At 46.0% G+C, this 18,644-nt stretch carries 12 protein-coding genes; 3 read left to right on the top strand and 9 right to left on the bottom strand.

The window, feature by feature from the left end; genetic code table 11:
- Positions 1 to 15 precede the first annotated feature (15 nt).
- The 3 genes from KD145_RS30010 to KD145_RS30000 are packed head-to-tail and all read right to left on the bottom strand — an operon-like array spanning position 16 to position 3,264.
- On the bottom strand, positions 16 to 417 hold the full coding sequence (locus KD145_RS30010; protein ID WP_212003481.1) for a hypothetical protein: 402 nt from the start codon (positions 415 to 417) through the stop codon (positions 16 to 18).
- On the bottom strand, positions 414 to 1,307 hold the full coding sequence (locus KD145_RS30005; protein WP_212003480.1) for a DUF1835 domain-containing protein: 894 nt from the start codon (positions 1,305 to 1,307) through the stop codon (positions 414 to 416). The genes KD145_RS30010 and KD145_RS30005 overlap by 4 nt, the downstream gene beginning before the upstream one ends.
- Positions 1,308 to 1,356: 49 nt before the next feature.
- Positions 1,357 to 3,264 (bottom strand): DNA topoisomerase IV subunit B, encoded by a 1,908-nt coding sequence (locus tag KD145_RS30000; RefSeq protein ID WP_212003479.1) that lies wholly within the window; start codon positions 3,262 to 3,264, stop codon positions 1,357 to 1,359.
- A gap of 328 nt (positions 3,265 to 3,592) precedes the next feature.
- Here KD145_RS30000 and KD145_RS29995 point away from each other — a divergent pair, with 328 nt between their 5' ends.
- Entirely contained in the window at positions 3,593 to 3,742 is a 150-nt protein-coding gene (locus tag KD145_RS29995; RefSeq protein ID WP_212003478.1) for a hypothetical protein, read from the top strand.
- Between the two features lie 275 nt (positions 3,743 to 4,017).
- Here KD145_RS29995 and KD145_RS29990 read toward each other — a convergent pair whose 3' ends face one another.
- Entirely contained in the window at positions 4,018 to 4,686 is a 669-nt protein-coding gene (locus KD145_RS29990; protein WP_113614132.1) for a response regulator transcription factor, read from the bottom strand.
- Positions 4,687 to 4,733: 47 nt separating this feature from the next.
- The gene (locus KD145_RS29985) at positions 4,734 to 7,841 is read right to left on the bottom strand and encodes a triple tyrosine motif-containing protein (protein ID WP_212003477.1); all 3,108 of its coding nucleotides are present in this window, start codon (positions 7,839 to 7,841) and stop codon (positions 4,734 to 4,736) included.
- Between the two features lie 333 nt (positions 7,842 to 8,174).
- Between KD145_RS29985 and KD145_RS29980 the strand changes: the two genes are divergently transcribed.
- Both KD145_RS29980 and KD145_RS29975 read left to right on the top strand, forming a co-directional pair.
- The gene (locus KD145_RS29980; RefSeq protein WP_212003476.1) at positions 8,175 to 9,089 is read left to right on the top strand and encodes an oxidoreductase; all 915 of its coding nucleotides are present in this window, start codon (positions 8,175 to 8,177) and stop codon (positions 9,087 to 9,089) included.
- Between the two features lie 242 nt (positions 9,090 to 9,331).
- Positions 9,332 to 11,734, top strand: coding sequence for a glycoside hydrolase family 31 protein (locus KD145_RS29975; protein WP_212003475.1), 2,403 nt, complete (start codon positions 9,332 to 9,334; stop codon positions 11,732 to 11,734).
- A gap of 1,122 nt (positions 11,735 to 12,856) precedes the next feature.
- Here KD145_RS29975 and KD145_RS29970 read toward each other — a convergent pair.
- The 4 genes from KD145_RS29970 to KD145_RS29955 form a co-directional block, all read right to left on the bottom strand.
- Positions 12,857 to 13,456, bottom strand: coding sequence for a toxin-antitoxin system YwqK family antitoxin (locus KD145_RS29970; RefSeq protein WP_212003474.1), 600 nt, complete (start codon positions 13,454 to 13,456; stop codon positions 12,857 to 12,859).
- Between the two features lie 113 nt (positions 13,457 to 13,569).
- A complete protein-coding gene (locus KD145_RS29965) occupies positions 13,570 to 14,475 on the bottom strand; it encodes a DUF4382 domain-containing protein (protein ID WP_212003473.1) in 906 nt (301 codons plus the stop codon).
- 302 nt (positions 14,476 to 14,777) lie between these two features.
- Positions 14,778 to 16,718 carry a 1,4-alpha-glucan branching protein GlgB gene (gene glgB, locus KD145_RS29960; protein WP_212003472.1) on the bottom strand — a complete coding sequence of 647 codons (1,941 nt, stop codon included), beginning with the start codon at positions 16,716 to 16,718 and terminating at the stop codon, positions 14,778 to 14,780.
- 144 nt (positions 16,719 to 16,862) lie between these two features.
- Entirely contained in the window at positions 16,863 to 18,626 is a 1,764-nt protein-coding gene (locus KD145_RS29955) for a DEAD/DEAH box helicase (protein ID WP_212003471.1), read from the bottom strand.
- Between the last annotated feature and the right edge of the window lie 18 nt (positions 18,627 to 18,644).

Below are 18,644 nucleotides of genomic sequence, written 5' to 3'. Positions count from 1 at the left end.
TGTATAATACACTTACTATTTTTCTACAATCATTTTTTCAAAATCTGTTCTCCATACACGCACACTGTCTTTTTGTACATCGTCCATGGAGTTCAGCTCTATAAAACAGCAATCGGTAACGGCAATCAGCTGATGCCAGATATTGACAGGCACCTCCACTCTTGCAGGCGCGACCACTTCCGTGGTCTGAATTTCGTCACCTTCTACCGGACACCAGTGGATCAGCGCCTTACCTGTAAGCAGGAACATGATCTCCGGGTTTTTATTATCGCTGATACCGGTGTGATAATGCTGACCGCTGCTACTGCCGGCATGACGGTAACAAAGCATAAACTCCCCGGTGCGGGTACAATCCCATAGATAGTTGGTGCCCCGGTCATCCTGACCTACGAGCTGTACAGCGGTTACTTTTATCATTCCGTTGCAGTGTTTGCGGGGTCTTCCCCTGGTAATTTCACTTCAAAATCACGGATGGTCTTCAGCTCTCCTTTACTTTCCACTTTACCTTCCTTCACAAGCTCTTTCAGACGCCATCCCAGAAACTGGTCCATGACAGGATATTTGAGTTTGCCGGTCACCTGCTGCACCACACGCCAGGCTTTTATGAATTCTTTACCGGTTTGTGCCAGCAGCTCTTTATCATAAAAGGGTGTCGGCTCTCCTTTTATTTTTTTGCCACCTTCCAGCATCCGGATACCGGCGTTTTCATTCATGAGGCGGTGCCACTCTTCACCATCCAGCTCAAATTCGGCCAGTGATACAGCCCTTGCCAGTTTCTTTGCCTTCAGGAATTCTTTAGGCAGGATCTGATGCAGATGAGTAGGATAAAAAACAGCCCCTTTCTCATTCAGAAAAGGCAGGTTGTTGAGGTAAATAATATAGATACGTCCGGCAAAGTCATACAGCTGGCTGATCAGCCAGTAGTAGCCGCAAACATCACGTGCATTCTGGCCGGCCCATACCCATATTTCCAGTGAAGGCTCTTCTTTCAGTTGTGCCTTCACTGCTTTTAAACGGTCTGAATCGCCGGGAACTTCCTCTTCTACAAGAGGTGCAGCTTCCTGGCTTGTTTCTTCTTCCGGCAGCAGCTGAGGTTGAGGCTGCAGCTGCGGTGGGGTGGCTGCCAATTGTTGCCACCATTGGCGGCGATTGGCCTGTCCTTCTTTAGTATCCAGTATAAACAGCGGCCCAACAGACAGGTCGTCTTCAAAAAAGAGCAGTTCGCCCTGCATTTTTTCGTCCATGCCGATGGCTTCCGTCATCACCGGAACAGATGCCTCCCCAAACACAATGTGTAAAAGCCCCATAGTATTCTTTTAATGGCGGAAAGAGCTATGCTTCCGCCATAGTATTTTTTTAGATTGCTTCCTCGATCAGATCTTTTTCATACCGCAGGTTGTTGATGATAAACTCCTGACGGGTCTGGGTATTTTTACCCATATAGTATTCCAGCAACTTCTGGATATGAATGTCTTTAGAGAGGATGATGGGGTCAATACGAATATCGTCACCGATAAAACGTCCGAATTCATCCGGAGAGATCTCACCCAATCCTTTAAAGCGGGTGATTTCCGGTTTGTTACCCAGTTTCTTCACTGCTTTCTGTTTTTCTTCCTCAGAATAGCAGTAAATGGTTTCCTGTTTGTTGCGTACCCGGAATAATGGTGTTTCCAGGATATATACGTGCCCGTTTTTCACCAGATCCGGGAAAAACTGCAGGAAGAAAGTCAATATCAGCAGACGAATGTGCATACCATCCACGTCGGCATCGGTAGCTACTACAATATGGTTGTAACGCAGCGCTTCCAGCCCTTCTTCGATATTGAGGGCGTGCTGAAGCAGGTTAAACTCTTCGTTTTCGTATACGATCTTTTTGGTAAGGCCGAAGCTGTTCAGCGGTTTACCACGCAAACTGAACACCGCCTGTGTTTCCACATTGCGGGATTTGGTAATGGAGCCGCTGGCGGAATCACCTTCCGTGATGAAGATCATCGTTTCTTTGCTGCGGGCTTCCTGCTCAGCCTTATCCTTACCGGTAAACTCATCGTTGAGGTGGATACGGCAGTCACGCAGTTTACGGTTGTGCAGGTTAGCTTTTTTAGCCCTTTCATTGGCCAGCTTTTTAATACCTGCCAGTTCTTTTCTTTCGCGTTCGCTCTGTTCGATGCGTTTTTTCAATGCATCGGCTATGGCCGGATTACGGTGCAGATAGTCATCCAGATGTTTGGAAAGGAACTCCAGTACGAAAGCCTTTACAGAAGGGCCGCCTTCATATACTACCTGGGAACCCAGCTTGGTTTTAGTCTGAGACTCGAACACCGGTTCCTGCACCCTTACAGACACTGCTGCACAGATAGAAGTACGGATATCGGTAGCTTCGTAATCCTTTTTGTAGAAGTCACGCACGGTTTTAACGAAGGCCTCACGGAAAGCAGCCAGGTGAGTACCACCCTGGGTAGTATGCTGACCGTTTACAAAAGAATAATATTCCTCTCCGTATTGGTTTTCGTGGGTGATGGCCACTTCGATGTCTTCTCCTTTAAGGTGGATGATCGGGTAGCGCAGGTCTTCTTCATTGGTTTTACGCTGCAGCAGATCAAGCAGGCCGTTTTTGGAAAGATATTTTTTTCCGTTGAAGCTCACGGTCAGACCAGCATTAAGGAAGCAGTAGTTCCATATCTGGTTTTCCAGGAACTCGGGAATATAGCGGTAGTTCTTAAAAACAGTATCGTCGGGTGTGAAGGTTACGAGGGTACCGTTCTGTTCGGCGGTGCCTGCCTCCTTGTGTTCTTTTACCAGTACGCCGCGTTCGAACTCTGCTACTTTGGCGCGGCCGTCACGAACAGACTGTACGCGGAAATAGCTGGAGAGTGCGTTCACTGCTTTGGTACCCACCCCGTTGAGACCAACAGATTTCTGGAAGGCTTTGCTGTCGTATTTGGCGCCGGTATTGATCTTGCTCACTACGTCCACCACCTTGCCCAGCGGAATACCCCGGCCAAAGTCACGAATGGTCACACTGTGCTCGGTCACTTTTATGTCTATCTGTTTCCCGAAACCCATCGTATGCTCATCGATACAGTTGTCCACAACCTCCTTCAACAGTATATAAATACCGTCGTCCATACTGGAACCGTCTCCCAGTTTACCAATGTACATACCAGGCCGGAGGCGGATGTGCTCCCGCCAGTCCAGTGACCGTATGGAGTCTTCCGTATAGGAAGCAAATAGATCCTTGTTATCCGTTTTATCCGTGTTTGCCATAATATATTAAAGTTTCCTAAATATTTATTTTCTTCGGATTTATGATGCTGCTGCAAGGATACTAAATCTTTTAGCAAAATCCGATTGCTGGCAAAAATAAAGGATTCATTGAATCATCCCAAGTATTAGTTATACTTTATGCTTAGATCATTAATTATCAATGCATTGGTAGTGTTAAATTTTCAAAGGGAGCATAAAAAGGGGATACTTTGGGGAGCCTGTAGTACTTCTTTTACATCTATATAAAATAAATCTTATGAAAAATGTCTTTTATATTATAGAATATATTATATTTACTACACACAACATTTTATTGAAATCCTGACCTATGAAAACACTTTTTATCATTCTCTTTTTGGCTGTGCTGCTGGCCGCTGTGATCGCTACTATCCTGATCCGTAAAGAACAGGAAAATAATGTTGGCAACAAATTCCTCCGCCTCATCAAGAAATTTGATTCGTGGCAAATGATGAGATAAGCATTCTATTTTTAAAGGTCTTCATTCAATATACCGGTAAATAATCATCAGTCTGGCTATTGCCTTCAGGGATCGTTTTATACACAGGGAAAAATTATTTAACCATATAATCCCTATCCTATGAAAACTGGTTTATTATTCAGACTGGCATGCATTGTCATTGCCACTGTGGTATTAAGTGTGCATTTATTGCGTAAACACGCAATGAAGTAAAGAACTATAAAAGCGGGAAGGAGTTGCAGGTTACCTGCAACTCCTTCTTCGTTATATTATGTTTATCGGTTGTAGTATTTATTAACCGCATCAGTCCGGCTGCGCACATGTAGTTTTTCATAGATATTATGCACGTGTCTTCTCACCGTTTCGATACTGATAAACAGATTGCTGGCAATTTCCTTGTACAGAAATCCTTTTGACAACTGGTCTAGAATCTCCTTTTCACGGGTCGTCAGCGCTTCCAGTGCCGGATTGGGTTTGGCCTGTTTCTGGAAAAATGCCACTACCCTTCTCGCTATCTGGGAACTCATGGGTGAACCGCCCTCATGCAGATCACGGATCGCCTCCAGCAGTTCTCCCGGAGAGGTTTTTTTAAGGATGTACCCACTGGCTCCTGCCTCCAGGGCCATGAAAATCTTGTCATCATCTTCATACACCGTGAGCATCATAAACTGCATATCCTGGTACTCTGCTTTCAACCGGGCAATACATTCAATACCATTCATGCCACCTGGAAGATTAAAATCCATCAATACTACGTTGGGCAGCAGTTGAGGGATCTGCTCCAGTGCGGTTTCTGCATTATTGAAGGTGCCAACACAGGCATAACCGTCAGAACCATTAATCAGCAATTCCATAGCCGTGCGGATATCATGGTTGTCTTCTACTATTGCAATAGAAATGATGTCCATGTTATCCTGGGACTTCTTCTTTGAGTATACCGTCATGTTTATAGGAATTATAACACTTAAATGTTACTTAAAACAAATGTATGTTAATTTAGTGGGATATCGAGAAAAACTATTGTTCCATTGTTCGAAGTAATGTCAGCATTGCCCCCTACTGCCATCATCCGTTTCTGAATATTTTTCAAACCATTGCCGAATAAACGGACCTTCTCCTGGTCAAAACCCTTACCATTGTCCTTGATCATTATCGTCATGTTCTTATGCATTTTCACTTCTATCATCACCTCCGTAGCCTTTGCATGTTTTACCACATTGTGTAATGATTCCTTTACAGCAAGATAGATATTTCTGCGGGTTCCCCCACTCAGTTTGATGTCCGGAATTACTTCAGGAATAAAGAACTGATGCGAGATATGCGCGTGCTCCAGAAAGTCGGCTGCAAAACTACGCATGTACGCGATCAGGTTGGCCAGGGAGTCATTGGAGGAATTCATCGCCCAGATGATCTCACTCATCTTGTCGATCATTTCCCCGGCTGTTTCACTAATACGCTCAATCTCTTTCGTTTGTGAAGTATCCGGTATCTTTCTTTTGGCTATTTCACTTAATAGTCTGATCGTGGACAAACCAGAACCGAGATCATCGTGCATATCACTGGAAATTCTCGCCCGCTCCTGGTCTACCGCCTGCTCTTTTTCCAGCTTCAGTTTTTCGTGCCTTATTTTATAATCAAGATACAACGTAGAGAAATAATATGCAATGCCTAACAGCAGCAATAACAATAAAAATCTAAACCATAAAGATTGCCAGAATGGTATCCGTATCACAATCTCCAGCGTGGTAGGCGTAGTATTCCAGCTATCGTCATTATTGGAAGCCTTCACCTTAAACACATAACTGCCCGGATGCAGATTGGTATAACGCGCCATCCGGAAAGTTCCGGCCTCCACCCAATCTTCATCAGCCCCCTCCAGCTTGTACTGCACCTTGTTCTTCAAGGGATTGGTATACTCCAGCGGCACAAACTCAATCGCAATTGTATTCTGATTATAAGGCAATTCCACCCGCTTCAGCAGCGAAATAGCCGTATCCGACTCGTATGGCTTATCCAGCACCTCCATCCGACGAATGATAACCTTCGAATTAAAAGGATTTTTCCGGAAATCCTTCGGATAAAAACCATTCACCCCACGGATACCACCGAAAAACAACTCCCCATCTATCGATTTATAAAATGCACCGGTGTTAAATTCATTGGACTGTAACCCGTCTTCATGGTTAAAGGTCGTGATCTCACCCGTTACCGGATTGATCTGCGTTACCCCCTTGTTATGACTCACCCAGATACGGTCCTTGTCATCCAGCAACACCCCGTACATATAATCATTGATCAGCTTCGGATAGTCGTAGCTGTTATAATGTATTTTCAAGCGCCCGGTAGCATCATAAATAAACAATCCCTTATTGGTGGCCACCAGCAGCTCTTTATGCGGGGTCTTGTTAATAGCCTTGACGGTAGTACCTTCCGGCAGCCCTACATATTTCCAGCGGGCATCGGTCAGCTGCTTCACGTATAATGCCGACTTGGTACCGATGTACTGGTTACCCATATGGTCTTCATAATAGGTGGTCAGCAACTCATCCTTGAAATCATGCACCACAGACACCACATAGTCATTTCCTTTTTCCTCGAAACGCAGCAAATACCGGCCATAGTTAAAATACAGCTCTCCATTGGCCCGCTTGAACAGGAAAGGAAATATATCTCTTTGTGGGGGCAGCCCCAGCGCCATCACTTTATTGGTAAGGTCCCAAAAACTTTTGGTCTGCACATTAAACAACCCAATATGCATACTGGAAAAATGCAGCCACAGATGCTCAAAGTTTTCCCGGCAGATAGCCCCCAGGTCATTACCCGGAAACTTATGCGGATACAATTCATTACTGATACGCTCCAGAAAACGCCCCCCTTCCCCATAAATGTTCAGTCCGTCACGCACCAGGCCCACATAGAGTTTGCCGTCATCGTGCTTATACACCGAATGCACCATATTGTGCGAGATGTAAGGAGAACGATAAAGATTAAAGACCTTTTTATGCGGAGAATATTTTTTCATCCCATCTCCATCCGTGCCTACCCACATGTTGTCGGAACCGTCCCGGTACAGATAGCTGACCAGGTTGAACGACCGCGTCTCAAATGTATTGAAGCTCACAATATGCCGGATGATTTCATTCCTGGCAATACTATATATTAAAATGCCATCTGTTCCTCCGATCCACGCATTACCCTCGTGATCTATCTCCATCACATTGGGTGTAAAAGCTTCTCCCCATTCGTTCTTATAGTCATAGTTGAGATCGCTGAACTTATTTTTGCGCTTGTTGAACAGGGTGATATGGCCTTCACTCACAATAAGCAGTGAATCGGCATTGAGGTTGCGCATGATCGGGTTCTTACCCACTCCGGGCAGGCAATAGGTATGCAGCCTCAATGTTTTAATATCCAGCGCCAGCAGCTCTCCCTCATCACCATTCATCCAGATGGTATTGCCATCTTTCAATAACGCCGCAGGAATGATACCCATCCGCTGAAACTGCGGTGGATACATAATAATACGGCGGGTAGCATAACTGCTGTCGTCCAGTACATAAAGCCCCTTCATCGGACGCCATACCCAGAGCGAGCGGGTAGCGGCATCTTCTCCGAGTATTTTAAACTTGGTATTGTTGTCCCGTTCCTGCGGATTGACATTAGAAGTGTCGATCAGCACATTACGGAAATTGTTACGGTATTTGTCGTAGATGCTGATGCCATTGTTGTGTGCCAGCAATAACTGATGATGGCTGTCTCTGTAAAATGAGTAGCCCTTGTACCCTTTCAGATCGAAACGGTTGATGACAGCCCTGTTGCCATTGCTGCCACGGGGTACCAACTCCCCCTTCCCTTCTCCTGCCCGGAGCTGGGAACTGGGCTTGTACCGGTATTCATTGAAGGTGTAACCATCGAAACGATTGATCCCGTCGCGTGTGGCAATCCAAAGAAAGCCCTGATCATCCTGGGTAATATCGAAAACTGTACTTTGTGAAAGCCCGTCGTTTACACTGTAGCTGTCAAAAATATACGGTTTCTCTTGGGCATGTAACATGCTGCCCATCAGGACGCACAGGCTCAGGTGAAAAAGTCTTTTCAAGTGGCGGGAATGAAGCACGCTGATTATGTTATTGACAGTAAGCTGGTTTAGGCTGTTTTTGCAAATATATAATTCTGCTCCACACTTTGTAGCTATTTTGTAATTTTCTTCCGTTTAACAGATTGGAAATAAACATTATAATTAATGAACATACTTATCCAAAGACCTCGCTCATTTGCTTCAAAAGCTTTACTGTGGATACTTACAGCGAAATGCACTTGCCTTACACTGATCTTGTTCCTGTGTGTGGGAAGCCTTCAACTTTTACAAGCCCAACAAACTGCCGGAGGGTATCATATCCAAATCATCACTACTAATCCTCCCATTAAAAGCATGCGCGGCCTGAGTGTTGTTGATGACAATGTGGTATGGGTGTCTGGTACCGGCGGCATGGTAGGCCGTAGTATCAACGGTGGCGACAGCTGGGAATGGCATCAGGTGAAAGGCTGTGATAGCTGTGACTGGCGCTCACTGTATGCATTCAACGACCGGAAGGCACTGGTGCTCAACGCCGGAGAACCCGCCCATCTTTTTCTCACCGAAGACGGCGGACAGTCATGGCAACAGGTATACTTCAATGCCACACCCGGCATCTTCTTCGACGCCATGACTTTTTATAATGAAAAGGAAGGAATAGCCATCGGCGATCCGCTGCAACAACATTTTACTTTGCTTCGCACACATGACGGCGGCAAAACCTGGCAGCTGGATGCCCCTTCCATATCCCCCGGGGCAATCACCGGAGAAGCCATCTTCGCCGCCAGCGGCACCAGCCTGATAGCCACCGGAAACAACCTCTGCTTTGCTACCGGTGGTACAGTGGCCCGTCTTCATAAAGCCGGCAAAAAATGGGAAAGCCTCCCGATTCCCATTATCCAGGGACAGGCCAGTACCGGCGTCTTTTCTATCGCCTTTCTCAGCGCCCGCAAAGGCATCGCGGTAGGAGGTGATTATAAAAACGATACGCTTCGTGCCAACAACTGCCTGCTTACCAGCGATGGCGGCCGTACCTGGACCGCCCCACGCACAGCGCCCGGCGGGTACAAATCCTGCGTAGCTTATATTACACCTCAACTACTGATTACCACCGGCACTTCCGGCACCGATATTTCCGTTAACGGCGGAATCGACTGGAAAAAAATTGGAGAAGGGTTTAATTGCGCCGCTAAAGCCCGAAACGGAAAGCGTGTATTTTTGACAGGAAAAACTATTGGCCGGCTTGAAAACACACCATCCCGGCAAAAATAAAAAGGTGCTCCTGGAAAGGCGCACCGAAAAATAGGTTAAAGCAAAAAGTACATTTAGTAGTATGAAGTTAGTAACTAATATGCTCAATTTTCAGTCTTTTTTGCCAAACGAGAGAATTAAACAGTAAACGCAGGATTATCAGCCTCTAACGCGATACACTGCTATTACTACCCAATTTTTTATGTAATTTAAGCCCGTTGACAACAGAAGGATCTGTTGCCCGTGATTCACAAAAAGAGATTATGCAAGTTGAAACCTCGTCCAGTAAATACGGTATCAAACACTATCCCGACACAATCAGGGAATGGAAAAAAGAAGGAAACTATTTTTGCTTTTACACAAGTGAAACCATCCTGGAAGTAAGGGTGATCGCCGACAAGATCATCCGTTTCCGATATGCTGCCGATGGTACCTTTCAACGTGACTTTTCCTACGCCACCAGCGACACACTCGAAGAATCTCCTATCACTTTCGGCATCAAGGAATGGGAAGAAACTTTTGAAATATATACTGATGTACTGAAAGTATTCATTGCCAGAGACAACCTGCGTATCACCATCACCGACAAGGACGGCAAGGTAATCAACCAGGATGAAATGGGCTTCCACTGGCAGCACTACCTGCAGAAAGGCGGTAAAATCGTTTATTGCAGTAAACTGGTACAGGAAGATGAATGCTTTTACGGACTGGGCGACAAACCCACCGAGCTGAATCTCCGCGGTAAACGCCTCGAAAACTACGGCACCGACGCCTACGGTTATCAGAAAGATACCGACCCGCTGTACCGTAATATCCCGTTCTATTACGGGCTACACAACGGTATCGGTTACGGCATCTTCTTCGACAATACTTTTCGTACCATCTTCGACTTCGGGAAAGAAAGGGAAGATGCCTGCAGCTTCTGGGCCCGGGGCGGTGAAATGAACTATTATTTCATCTACGGTCCCGAACTGCTGGATGTAGCCTCCGCCTACACCCGCATCACCGGTACCCCTGAGCTTCCACCCATCTGGACCCTCGGATATCACCAGTGTCGCTGGAGCTACTATCCCGACAAAAGAGTCCGTGAGATCGCTGCCGAATTCAGGAACCGCCGCATCCCATGTGATGTCATCTATCTCGACATCGACTATATGGAGGGCTTTCGCTGCTTTACCTGGAGCAAGGAATATTTCCCTGACCCTGCCGGCCTGATCAGAGATCTCGCCGCACAGGGTTTCAAAATAGTAGTCATCATCGACCCGGGTATCAAGGTAGACCCGGACTATACGATCTATCAGGAAGGCATCAAAAACAACTATTTCTGCAAACGCGCCGATGGTGCGCTGATGGAAGGAGATGTATGGCCAGGCAAATGTGTATTTCCCGATTTCACCAACCCCGAAGTACGGGAATGGTGGAGCAGCCTGTTTAAAGGCCTCGCCGAAACAGGCGTGCGTGGCGTATGGAACGATATGAACGAACCAGCCGTTTTTGAAATGGGTACCTTCCCCGAAGATGTGCGCCACGACTACGACGGCGAAGAAGTAAGTCACCGTAAGGCACATAACATTTATGGCCATCTGATGAGTAAAGCCACCGCCGCCGGTATGAAAAAATACCTGCTGCCCAACCGTCCTTTCCTCATCACCCGCTCCTGCTACGCCGGCGCCCAGCGCTGGTCTTCGGTATGGACCGGTGACAACGTTTCCAGCTGGGAACATCTCTGGCTGGCCACTATCCAATGTCAGCGTCTCTCCGTGTCCGGTATCTCTTTCGCCGGCAGCGACATCGGCGGATTCATTGGCGAGCCGGACGGAGAGCTGTACACCCGCTGGATACAACTGGCCGCCTTCCACCCGCTGATGCGTACCCACTCCGCCAGCAACGAAACAGGCTTTAATCAGGAGCCCTGGAGCTTTGGACCGGAATATGAAAAAATTGTCACCAAATTCATTTCCTTACGCTACCAGCTGCTCCCCTATATGTATACCACCTTCTGGCAATATTCGGCCAACGGTACGCCCATGCTGCGCCCGCTGGCATTTGTTGCCCAGCACGATCCTGCCACGCATAACTGCAGCCACGAATTTATGCTGGGCGATGCATTGCTGATCAGCCATGTCAGCGAAGAAGGTATGAAGGAAAAAAACGTTTACCTGCCTGAAGGAAAATGGTATTACTTCTGGAATGATAAAGTATACACCGGTCGGCAAAATGTTACCATACCCACACCACTGGAAGAGATGCCACTGTTTGTAAAAGCAGGTACAGTGGTGCCCCGTTATCCGGAAATGCAATATACCCACGAAACACCTGTCACCGAAATGCTGCTGCATGTCTACTATGGCGAAGGAGTAGTGAAGAGCACACTCTATGAAGACGCCGGTGATCATTATGGTTATAAAAACGGGCAATACAATGTTATCAACTTTAAACAAGTTTCCACTGCCGATCAGTTTGTACTGAAAAAGAAATATTACGTTAACTATGAAGTATCGTATACCCATCACCGTATTTTCCTGCACGGGCTTCCGTTCCAGGCAACTACTGTAACGGTGGACGGTACTGTCATCACTTTAAACAATGATAACTATCTGCCCGATGGTACTATTTCGTTTATAGCAGACCGTGGGTTTGAACAAATTGTGATCAACAGAGGTTGATTCTGATTTTATTACACCGGTCATGTAAATCTGTTAGTGGATTGACATGACCGGTTTTTATTTTCAGGAAGACATTTCACATCATGAACAACATCCTGAAACGGCCACCACCGGAGATTACCCTCCAGCAGCTTCTGCACGGCACACACATTGTTCACGCCACAAAAACGCCAGGCATATCTCTTTCATTTAGTTGGATTCCTACCGAAACAATCACAGCATGAGATACTGGAATAGGTAACACTTACAAGGCTTTGAGATAACATCACTATTCTACCCGTGCTCAATTACAAGCTGATAACCGGCTTTGCAAAAAAGCAGCAGAGAACTGTAACCCAGTCAGGACAAGATTTAGCAGCATGACAGGCACATGAATAATGCTTATCATTTCCAGGTTGTTATTTTAAAAAGAGAAACGTAAAATGAAGTAGGAGATATAATATTCAGTGAAGCAGGTTTTAAAAGAAAAAGGCTCTCAGATAGAGATCTGCCGCCGGGTTCCTAACCTATGCCAACTTTAGAGATTGTAAAATTAAAAGCTTCATTGCTTAGTACAAAATCCTGGGAGCAGTAACATCGAGAATGAACAAAATGAACAATAACGTTTACATTGAATTAAGAAATCCAAGAAACATCCCTCTAAAGTAATCCCACCAAATATGCTACTATAAAGTATTTCAATAGGCAAAATCAATTTAGCAAAACACAAAAAAACCGGATACTCTATAACGCTGTTATACCTGTACAAGGATTGTTATCAGGTGATAACTGCGTAATAAAATATCCGGCAGTTGTATACTACATCTTAGTAAAAGATCGACAAAAAGAAAATAGATATCAGTGCGCAAAAAACAAGTAAAATAAAAATTGCGCGAAACAAAATCTCTGTTCTGTCTGGAGTGGATTCGAGGCCATTCAACTCATGATGTCCATCTCCGTGGTTGATTATCAGGTTTTTCATACAAACAAATTAAAAAAGGATTCACAATAAATAGGTCACATTCTGCCACCAAAGCCTTATTCCTCACATCCTCTTTCATGAAAGTACAAAATAAAAAGCTAAAATGGACAATTTTTGCCAGTCATTTTAGGGCAGCAACCCGTTCATTTTGTTCAATCCGCTTAGCCCCGCTTTTTCCGCTTGTTGGCATCTTCATGAGGCAAGTGCGCAGGAGCAGGAGCCTTGGGGGGTGTTGCGACATTTGTGCTGTCTTCCCCTATATCCTCCGGTGTTACCAGCTCTCCTCTTTTATAGTATTCCTTTACCATTTTTCCTGTTTCTTCATCATACAGCTTCCACACCCCATTCCGTACTGAATTGCCCTGCCGCACTATCTCTACCGGTTTCTCCTGCTGCGTCACCGGATCTACTACCATCACAGTATCCCGCTGCCCTTCTATTTCTGTAGCCAGATATGCCCCTTCTTCACTTCGTTTGCCATTGGGATAAAAGTATTTGCAATAACCATCCAGTACATTGTTCTTATAGGTTTCTTCAGCCATAATATTGCCTCCCAGCGAAGTCTTTTTCCAGACACCTTCCTTACGACTGTTCTTATAATTCCCTTCCCAGATATACCCTGGCTCCCCTCTCAGCTCCGGTACCTCTTCCACCCAATACCCCTGCCTGCGCTGCTGTGCATCCTTCTGATTCCGCGCCTGGCCCAGGCCGGCTGTCACGATCAACATCTGTAATAATACCACGATAAACAGTTGCTTCATAATACCGTTGTTTTATCACAAGTTAAATATTTTAACCATATATTTAAAATAATGACATAAAAAAGCCGGTGTTCCTTCTCCAGAACACCGGCTTTTTATTTTTAGTTGCGTTACTATTGATGTAGCTTGATATCTCCCAGCTTGGTATCCTTACCCCTTTCAATTTTCACATTCGTGATAGTCGTGTCTTTGTACCCGTTGGAAGTATTTACATATACGTTCCAGGTACCTGTTTTCAAACCGCGCACTTTAAACTCGCCACTTCTCCAGGGCAAAGCGTACAGTGTGTCGTTATTATTGTTGTAAACAGATATCACAGGGTAGGCATTCCATGGTGTAACGCGACCAGAAAGACTGCCCATTTTCAGGATAGTGAATACGTTGATGTACGGACGCAGGATGAACTTGCCATTCCATGTTTTAATAATGGAACGTTGAATGTCGAAGTCCAGCCACAGCTGCAGATTGCTGGAAGATACTTCGTCCCATTCGTCATGTCTGATCCTTACAATAATTTTGGATTGTCCGGCAACAGAAGCAACCGGATAGGTTACACTGTTTTTCACCAGAGAATTGTTGTTGCCAATAGTGATGCGGATTTGTTTCATCACACCTTTTTTGACCAAACCACCGGCCAGTAAGGTATCGGCACCATTTCTGAGTGTGAGCAGGTCATACACACCAGGATGAATGTTCAGCGAATCCCATACCAGGCAACTGTCCCGGCCCTGACGATCATGATCGTGGTCTTCATCCCACCAGCAACGATCGCGGTCGTTCCAGCCTTCATCATCCTTGTTGTTGCAAGTGTCTACCAACACTTCCACCTTACGGATATCCAATAATACTTTGTCAAACAAACCAGGATCATCAGAGAGAAACAAGCTTACCTTTTGCTGATTTTGGGGAATCGGCTCATTGGATGAAGACTGGTCTTTCTTACAGGAGTACAAGAGTACGGCTGCCAATAGCGGAATAGAAACTACCAGCAAACCTCGCTTCAGGAGAGCATTTTTCATAAATAGATGGTTTTATCAAATAAAAAATATATGGCTGATGCAAATAGCAAGTAGCAGCATGTATACCTGTCTGTTGATGTGTGTTTAGCTGTAGGTTCAGGTTCATCGGTACTCCTATATTGAAGCTAATGACTAATGCTAAATGCTATAAAGAAACGTCAGCATCTCTCCTCTTATTGCTGTTGCACTAAACGTTCATGTAATAGATAGAGTAAACAGATAAAGGTTTAAACAATGTTAAAATAAAAATCCTGCGACGGCAGTAACCGTCACAGGATTTAAAATGAGTGTATGTCAAACAATTATACAGTAACAGGTTTCAGTATGGTTATGCCCAATGGCGGTAGACGCAGGGTAAGGGTGTATTCCCGTCCGTTATAAAATTGTTTTGCCGCTTTCTGCGGACCACTATTTATCACCCCGCTTCCATAATATTTAGGATGATCACTGTTTAATATTTCTTCCCATATTCCTCCCTGTGGAATGCCCACCGGATAATGTTCCCTGGGCACCGGTGTCATGTTCAACACTATCAGCAACAAATCCCCGGCAGCCTTACCACGACGAATATAAGCCAGCACACAATTATCATAATCATTCACTGTCATCCATTCAAATCCTTCTGCTTCAAACTGCAGTTCATATAAAGCGGTAGACTGACGGTACACCTGGTTGACGTCTTTTACAAAATCCTGAATCCCTTTATGCGTTGCATATTTCAACAGATGCCAGTCCAGCTCACTTCTGTAATTCCATTCGGAAGTCTGCCCAAACTCACCGCCCATAAACAATAATTTGGTGCCGGGATGCGTATACATATAACCATACAACAATCGCAGATTAGCACATTTCTGCCACTCATCACCAGGCATCTTATATAATAAGGGAGACTTACCGTGTACTACTTCATCATGGCTCAGCGGCAGCATGAAGTTCTCGCTGAATGCATACACCAGACTAAAGGTGAGATCGTTCTGGTACCATTTACGATGTAAGGGGTCTTTCTTAAAATAGTCCAGCGTGTCATTCATCCATCCCATCATCCACTTCATTCCAAATCCCAGTCCTCCCATAAAAGTAGGTCTGGACACACCATAATGATTGGTAGAATCTTCCGCGATGGTTTGCACATCGGGAAACAACGCATAAACGGTCTCATTCAGTTTCTTCAGAAAACTGATCGCTTCCAGGTTTTCATTACCCCCCAGCTCATTGGGCACCCAGCCGCCTCTCTCCCGGGAATAGTCCAGATGGATCATAGAAGCTACCGCATCCACCCGCAGACCATCTATATGAAATTTGTCCAGCCAGTAGATAGCGTTACTTAACAAAAAGGAACGGACCTCACTGCGGGCATAGTTAAAGATATAGCTGTTCCAGTCCGGATGATAACCCTTACGCATATCCGCATATTCGTACACATGCGAGCCATCAAACCGGTACAGACCGTGGGCGTCATGGGGGAAATGGGAAGGTACCCAGTCCAGGATCACCCCTATTTCTGCCTGATGAAAGGCCTCTATCATGTCCATAAATTCCTGAGGGCTGCCATACCGGGAGGTGGCAGCATAATAGCCAGTCTGCTGATAGCCCCAGGAACCATCAAACGGATGTTCCATGACAGGCATCAACTCCACATGGGTAAAGCCCATTTCTTTCACATAAGGCACCAGCATGGCTGCTATTTCACCATAGGAATAATAAAGTTCCTCATTGGTTGGGTCTGGCCTGCGCCAGGAACCCAGGTGTACTTCATATACAGCAATAGGGCTGTTCAGGCTGTTATTTGCCTTACGGCCCTGCATCCATTTTTTATCGTTCCATGTATGATCAAGGGGATGAACGATGGAAGCTGTTTGGGGGCGTACTTCCCAGCGGGTGGCGAAGGGATCACCTTTCTGCAGCACTTCTCCGCTATTGGAGCGGATAAAATATTTGTAGAGCGAGCCGGCTTCCACACCTGGCACAAAACCTTCCCATATGCCTGAGTTGTCCCAACGGGGCAACAGGGTATGGGTGTAATGGTCCCATTGATTAAAATCACCCATAACTGCAACAAATGCTGCATCGGGTGCCCATACCGCAAAATAGGTACCAGGCACTCCTTCGTATTCAAGGGTATGTGCGCCGAATTTTTCGTATAGCCGGTAATGAGAGCCTGCCTGAAACAAGGCAATATCACCGGAAGAGAAGAGGGAAAATGGTTGTACTGTCTGTAAAGGGCGATTGATAACTCCGGTCATAGTAACGTGTGAATTGGGTGTTCTTGATAAACAAGATAGTTTAAATTTCGCGAAATGACCGGATACTTGTCGGATAGATGACAAAAAAGATAGGGATTTGGATAAATCCAAATCCCTATCTCCTAAATTATCTAAATCCTGTAATTAGTATTTACGTTTGAACGGAGGTCTGCCACCACCGGAAAACTCGCGTTTTTCGCCGGTACGGGCACCACCGCCAGGGGACCAGCTTCTCTTACGAGGGCTGCCACCACCTTCACGGTTGCCGCCGCCATAGCTGCGACCACCACCACGTTTATCACCGTCCTGAGACATTTCGATCCGCACGCTGCGACCGTTGTACTCTACTTTTTTGAAGCTCTGGGTCACTTTTTCCACTTCATCATTTTCCACTTCAAAGAAAGAATAAACGCCTTTCAGGTCGATACGGCCGATTTTATTACCACGCAAACCGGTGTTGTCGCACAGGTAGCGGAGCATATCACCGCGGGTGAAATCGTCTACAGAACCGAGGTTGATGAACAGGCGGGTAAATTTGCCGTTGCTTCTGCGATCGCGGCCTTCTTCTCCACGTTTGTCGTCTTTTACGTTCAGGTCCGGAGCATCCTGGTAGTATTCAAGGAACTGATTGAACTCCAGGGAAGCGAAGCGTTTGATCAGCTCTTCCTTGGTCATGGATGCAAACTCTTCGTATATGCGTTCCAGGTATGGTTCGATCTGTTCTTCGTTGACAGTTACATTGTGTACTTTATGTACCAGTCCGAACAGTTGTTTTTCGCAAACGGCGAAACCGTCCGGTACTTCTGCTTTCACGAATTTTTTACCGATTACTCTTTCGATCTGGCGGATTTTACCGATGTCACGGCCGCCGATAACAGCGATAGAGACACCGGATCTGCCGGCTCTTCCTGTACGACCACTACGGTGCGTATAGTTTTCCACGTCATCAGGCAGATCGTAGTTGATAACGTGTGTTACGTTATCTACGTCGATACCACGGGCAGCAACGTCGGTAGCTACCAGCACCTGCAGTGCTTTTTCGCGGAAACGTTTCATTACCTTATCGCGCTGTTGCTGGGTAAGGTCGCCGTGCAGGGCATCTGCATTGTACCCGTCCTTGATCAGGGATTCTGCAATCTCCTGGGACTCAATTTTGGTACGGGTAAAGATGATACCGAAGATATCGGGGTTATAGTCCACGATACGTTTCAGGGCAGCATATCTTTCGCGTGGGCGTACCACGTAATATTCATGTTCGATGTTGGCGTTACCGCTATTTTTGGTCCCTACGGTCAGTTCGAAGGGATCTTCCATGTATTTTTTGGCAATGCGGCGCACTTCCTGAGGCATGGTAGCAGAAAACAGCCAGGTAGTTTTAGCTTCCGGTGTGTTGGACAGGATGCTGTTAATGTCTTCCTGGAAGCCCATGTTCAGCATTTCGTCTGCTTCGTCCAGTACGGCATAGCGTACATTATCGAAGTTGATGGCACCACGGTCAATGATGTCGAGCAGACGGCCGGGGGTGGCCACTACGATGTGCACACCTCTTTTCAGGTCGCGCAGCTGCTGCACGATGCTGGAACCGCCATATACCGCCACGATATTTACTACGCCGAGGTATTTGCTGAAATTTTTGAGGTCATTGGTGATCTGCAGACACAGTTCACGGGTAGGGCAAAGGATCAGGCCTTGTGGTTTGTTGATCGTCAGGTCCAGTTGCTGCAGCAATGGTAAGCCAAAAGCAGCGGTTTTACCGGTGCCCGTCTGGGCTAGTCCTACGAAATCGCGGTCACCACTTAAAAGTACGGGAATAGCCTGTTCCTGGATGGGCGTTGGGGAAACGAAACCCAGGTCCGTAATTCCCTTTAAAATAGGCTCTTGTAAGCCCAGTGATTCGAATGTTGTCATTGATTTGCATTAATCGGG

The organism is Chitinophaga sp. HK235 (assembly GCF_018255755.1).
Taxonomy (GTDB): Bacteria; Bacteroidota; Bacteroidia; order Chitinophagales; family Chitinophagaceae; genus Chitinophaga.
The sequence above is the reverse complement of the archived record's forward strand: the minus strand, read 5'-3'. Positions and strand labels throughout refer to the sequence as shown.

What these genes read in the sequence shown, in the direction of transcription:
- KD145_RS30010 (WP_212003481.1), bottom strand. Translation starts at nt 417, where the DNA reads ATGATAAAAGTAACCGCTGTACAGCTCGTAGGTCAGGATGACCGGGGC.
- KD145_RS30005 (WP_212003480.1), bottom strand. Translation starts at nt 1,307, where the DNA reads ATGGGGCTTTTACACATTGTGTTTGGGGAGGCATCTGTTCCGGTGATG.
- KD145_RS30000 (WP_212003479.1), bottom strand. Translation starts at nt 3,264, where the DNA reads ATGGCAAACACGGATAAAACGGATAACAAGGATCTATTTGCTTCCTAT.
- KD145_RS29995 (WP_212003478.1), top strand. Translation starts at nt 3,593, where the DNA reads ATGAAAACACTTTTTATCATTCTCTTTTTGGCTGTGCTGCTGGCCGCT.
- KD145_RS29990 (WP_113614132.1), bottom strand. Translation starts at nt 4,686, where the DNA reads ATGACGGTATACTCAAAGAAGAAGTCCCAGGATAACATGGACATCATT.
- KD145_RS29980 (WP_212003476.1), top strand. Translation starts at nt 8,175, where the DNA reads ATGCGCGGCCTGAGTGTTGTTGATGACAATGTGGTATGGGTGTCTGGT.
- KD145_RS29975 (WP_212003475.1), top strand. Translation starts at nt 9,332, where the DNA reads ATGCAAGTTGAAACCTCGTCCAGTAAATACGGTATCAAACACTATCCC.
- KD145_RS29970 (WP_212003474.1), bottom strand. Translation starts at nt 13,456, where the DNA reads ATGAAGCAACTGTTTATCGTGGTATTATTACAGATGTTGATCGTGACA.
- KD145_RS29965 (WP_212003473.1), bottom strand. Translation starts at nt 14,475, where the DNA reads ATGAAAAATGCTCTCCTGAAGCGAGGTTTGCTGGTAGTTTCTATTCCG.
- glgB (WP_212003472.1), bottom strand. Translation starts at nt 16,718, where the DNA reads ATGACCGGAGTTATCAATCGCCCTTTACAGACAGTACAACCATTTTCC.
- KD145_RS29955 (WP_212003471.1), bottom strand. Translation starts at nt 18,626, where the DNA reads ATGACAACATTCGAATCACTGGGCTTACAAGAGCCTATTTTAAAGGGA.